This is a genomic window from Nocardia wallacei, from assembly GCF_029869545.1.
Taxonomy (GTDB): Bacteria; Actinomycetota; Actinomycetes; order Mycobacteriales; family Mycobacteriaceae; genus Nocardia; species Nocardia wallacei_A.
The window spans coordinates 1-4,417 of record NZ_JARWQD010000284.1 but is presented as its reverse complement, the minus strand read 5'-3'; the positions used below and the strand labels follow the sequence as shown (position 1 = coordinate 4,417).

Sequence of the window (4,417 nt, the reverse complement as noted above, 5' to 3'; positions counted from 1 at the left end):
CACGCGGCTCCCCCCATCCCCTCATATTCGCGCCGTTTTTTTGTCTTTTTTTTTTTTCCACCCCCAAAAAACGAATGCCGGGAGAGTGAGGCGATGTATGCCTAGAAAATGAAGTAGGGCGGGTTAAACATGCCCGAGCGGGACTCGGGTGGGATTGGCGCGCGCATATGCGGGGCGTGACAACAGATTTCGCGGGGTAGCTGAAACCACGTTGTTACACAGGTTCACTCGGACACAAAAACCGGTTGGTTCACTGAATACGTACCGTTCGAAATACATTCCCAGTGAATGGATTCCACCATGGCAGCACCTCCACGGACCGGCTCCGCATTGCGCCGCAACAGCATACGGTTGCGGGTGACGGAATCACCGAACACGACCGGAACTCTCGCGCGCAGCCTCGGCCGGGGCGATCTGATAGCGATGGGCGTGGGCACCATTGTCGGCGCCGGTATCTTCGTCACCACCGGCGTCGCGGCCGCGACCAAGGCCGGGCCCGCGATCATGCTCTCGTTCCTGCTGGCCGGGGCCATCTGCGTACTGGTGGCGCTGTGTTACAGCGAATTGGCGTCGATGACACCGGAATCCGGCAGCGCGTATACCTATACCTCCGCCACCATGGGTGAGGCCCCCGCATTTCTCGTCGGCTGGAATCTGCTGCTCGAATATGCCGTCGCCGCCGCAGCCGTGGCGATCGGATGGTCCGGGCTGTTCACCGCCGCCCTGGATTCGCTGTTCGGTGTCGCCCTGCCGCAAGCGATTACAACCGGTCCGGGCGATGGCGGAGTGGTCAATCTTCCGGCCGTGCTCATCGTCGCCGCACTCGTCTCGGTGCTGGTATTCGAGGTGAAAGTCGCCGCCGCCGTCGTGAAAGCCTTGGTGGCGCTCACGATCGGCGTACTCGTCCTCGTCGTCGCGGTCGGCGCACCACATATCGACACCGGTCATTGGACGCCGTTCACGCCCTTCGGCGTCAACGGAATCGCCGCCGGTGCCGCGCTCGCCTTCTTCGCCTATCTCGGATTCGATATCGTCGCCACCTCCGCGGAGGAAACCCGCGACCCGCGCCGCGATCTACCGTGGGGCATTATCGGATCGGTCGTCGTGGCCACCGTCCTGTATATCGCGGTGAGCGCCGTATTGACCGGCGTCGCACCATATCCGACCCTCGACAACGCCGCACCGGTCGCGACCGCGCTGGCCGCCGTCGGCGCCGGATGGATCGGCAAGGTCATCCTCGTGGCCTCGGTCGTCGCGCTGACCAAGGGCCTGCTCATGCTGTTCTACGGGCAGACCCGCCTGGTCTTCGCCATGAGCCGCGACGGCCTGGTGCCGAAGGCGCTGTGCCGCACCAGTTCCCGGCACGTGCCCGTGCGCCTGAGCCTGGTGGTCGGGACCGTGGTCGCGGTGGTGGCCGGGCTGCTGCCCATCGGCACCGTGGCCGAACTGGTCAATATCGGCGCCCTGTTCGCCTTCGTCATCGTGGCGCTCGGTGTCATGCTGCTGCGCCGCACCGATCCGGACCGGCCGCGCCCGTTCCGGGTGCCCCTCATGCCGCTGATCCCGCTCGCCGCGATCGCCGGATGTGTCTGGCTGGCGACGACATTCGAGGCGCTGACCTGGGTCCGATTCCTGATCTGGACGGCGGCCGGGGCCACGCTCTATCTCACCTACGGCCGCCGCCACTCGCTCGTCGGCCACGACACCGGAGGTATCGCATGACCGCACAGCTGGACTCCTTCTACCCCACGCGCGTCGACTTCGGCACCCACGACGAGATCCATCGCGCCGCCGCAGCGGCCCTGCCCGCCGATGTCTGGGACTTCGTCGAGGGCGGTGCGGGCCGGGAGGTCACACTGCGCGCCAACCGGGAGGTGTTCGACCGCTGGCGGATCGTGCCCGAGCCCATGAGCGGCGTCGGCAATCCGTCCACACGCACCGAACTGCTCGGGCTGACGCTCGAAACCCCCCTTCTCACCGCGCCTTTCGGCGGCGACGCGATGTTCCACCCGGACGGCCATCTCGCGGTCGCGCAGGCCGCGCAGCGCCGGGGCGCGCTGTCGATCGTGCCCGAGGCCGGAAGTTACTCCTACGAGCAGGTCCGCACCGCCGGTCCCGCCGCGGCCCGGATCGCGCAACTACACCCGTTCGCGCACGCCCCGGCGGTGGCCGAGCGGGTGCAGCGGGCGGGCTTCGAGGCGCTGTGCGTCACCGTGGACTGCCCGGTGGGCGGGTTCCGCACCCGCAACATGGCCAACCGCTTCGATCCCGATCTGCGCTACTTCGCCGGCAACCTGACCGGCGAGAACGGCGCGCCCGGCGTCGCCGAGGTCTTCGGGCAGCTGCTCAAACACGGTGGCACCGTGTGGGATTGGCATCAGCTGGCCGATGCGGCGACCGGATTCGGGCTGCCGTGGATCGCCAAGGGCGTGCTCACGCCCGCGGCCGCCGAGCGGGCGACGGCACTCGGTGCGGCGGCGATCGTGGTCTCGAACCACGGTGGACGCCAAGTGGACCCGGCCCCGGCCAGCCTCACCATGCTGCCCGCTATCCGCGCGGCCGTCGGCCCCGCGCTGCCGGTCCTGTTCGACAGCGGCATCCGCACCGGCAGTGACGTATTCCTCGCGCTGGCGCTGGGTGCCGATGCGGTGATCATCGGCCGCTCGGCCATCTACGGCCTGGCCGCCGCCGGTGCCGCCGGGGTCGAGCGGGTGCTGGAACTGCTGACCGAGGAGCTGCGCACGCTCATGATCCTGTCCGGCGCGCAGACCCTCGCCGACATCGACCGCACCCGGATCGTGCGGGCGGAGCTATGACGGCGCCGCGTCCGCATCCCGTGTCTCCCGCACCGTTCCCGTTGGCGCGCAACGGTTGCGGGCTCGTGTTCACCTCCGGTCTGGCCGCGATCGATCCGGCCACCATGACGGTGTCGTCGGCCGCGTTCGACGACCAGGCCGCCGAGGTGTTCGGGCAGCTCGATCGGGCACTGACGGCCGCGGGCAGCACTCGCGAGCAGGTCCTGAAACTCGACTGCTATCTGTCCGACCGGCGGTGGTTCCCCGCGTGGAACGCCGCCTTCACCGAGTACTTCAGCACGGCCGCACCGGCGCGGACCACCACCGTCACCACCCTGCCCATCGACGGGCTGCTCATCGAAATCCAGGCGATCGCCGTCGCCGCGAACCAGGAAGATCGATCATGACCGCAGCAACACCGCTCGTAACCCCGCATTCCGCCATCGGCGACTTCACCATCCGCGATGTCATCGAGGGCCAGACCGCCGGACAGCTCATCGTCGCCGCCGACGACTGGGGCTGGTGGACAACGCTTCTCGCGGGCGAGACCATCGCACCGGCCACCGGAATCCAGCAGACCGTCGCCGAGGGCCTGCTCCGCGCCGGATTCCTGCACCGGCGCGGCCACCGCTATCAGCTCACCCACACCGGCCACGATGTCGGCAAGAACCGCGGCTTCGTCCGGGTCGCGGTGCGCGGCTGGGAACCGACCTTCCGCCAGCTGTCGGACAGCCCGCACCGCGAATACATTCCCGCCGCCACCGAACCCGGCGAGGTGGCGCGCGGCTGCACCGATATCGCCCGTCGGCGTCCGGAGATCTTCGAGACGATCGGGCGCACGATCGCCGCCGACACCCCGGGATGCACCATCGATCTCGGCTGCGCCGACGCGGGCCGGGTGCAGGCGCTGGCGGGCTGCGCGCCGCGGGAGACCTTCCTCGGCGTCGACATCGAGGCGGGCGTGATCGCCGCGGCCACCACCGAACTCGCGCACCTCGGGCTCGCCGACCGGATCACGCTGCTGCCGGGGTCGGTGCAACCCGGGCCGCAGCGCCCGGCCTGGCTGGACGCGGTGGACCGGCACGCGGTCACCACCGCCATGTCGTTCTTCCTGCTGCACCAGCTGGCCAGCGACGGCGACGGCATCGCCGCGGTGCTGCGGGGCTGGATGGACTGGTTCCCGAACGTGCGCCGCCTGGTCATCGGCGACGGCTATCTGCTCGAGGCGCCGCAGTGGACCCAGCAGCCCTGGTTCTCACCGACCTACGAGATCTACCATGCGGTGACGGGCGTGCGGCTGTGGACGCAGCGCGAGTACGAGGATGCCTTCGCCGGCCTGGGCTGGTCGGTGACCCGGCGGATGGAGGATCACACGATGCTGGTGACCACGATCCTGAAACGCGAATGACCACCTTCGACGGACCGCCGATCGAGATCGACACCCGCCCGTCGGTACTCGATCAGTTCACCGTCGACGAGACCGGCCGCCCCGGCCACCGCCCCCGCGGCGTGGGCAACGCGGCCGGGGTCGACGATGTGCAGGCGGTGGTGGGGGGGGGCCCCCCAAAGCGGACCCCCCGCAAAGCCCCCGGCCCCGGCCCCCCCCGCCGGGGGGCGCAGGG

General features: G+C 69.2%; 4 protein-coding genes and 1 pseudogene. All 5 read left to right on the top strand.

The features are described 5' to 3' along the window. Positions 1 to 300: 300 nt before the first annotated feature. A complete protein-coding gene (locus QH290_RS24780) occupies positions 301 to 1,722 on the top strand; it encodes an amino acid permease (RefSeq protein WP_280385452.1) in 1,422 nt (473 codons plus the stop codon). Beyond that, entirely contained in the window at positions 1,719 to 2,816 is a 1,098-nt protein-coding gene (locus tag QH290_RS24775; RefSeq protein ID WP_280266489.1) for an alpha-hydroxy acid oxidase, read from the top strand. Before QH290_RS24780 ends, QH290_RS24775 begins: the two co-directional genes overlap by 4 nt. A gap of 65 nt (positions 2,817 to 2,881) precedes the next feature. After that, on the top strand, positions 2,882 to 3,202 hold the full coding sequence (locus QH290_RS24770) for a RidA family protein (protein WP_280385449.1): 321 nt from the start codon (positions 2,882 to 2,884) through the stop codon (positions 3,200 to 3,202). Continuing rightward, a complete protein-coding gene (locus QH290_RS24765; RefSeq protein ID WP_280385447.1) occupies positions 3,199 to 4,203 on the top strand; it encodes a hypothetical protein in 1,005 nt (334 codons plus the stop codon). The genes QH290_RS24770 and QH290_RS24765 overlap by 4 nt, the downstream gene beginning before the upstream one ends. Next, positions 4,200 to 4,417: pseudogene (locus QH290_RS24760) on the top strand (2-hydroxy-acid oxidase); the annotation flags it as partial. The gene QH290_RS24765 and the pseudogene QH290_RS24760, both read left to right, overlap by 4 nt.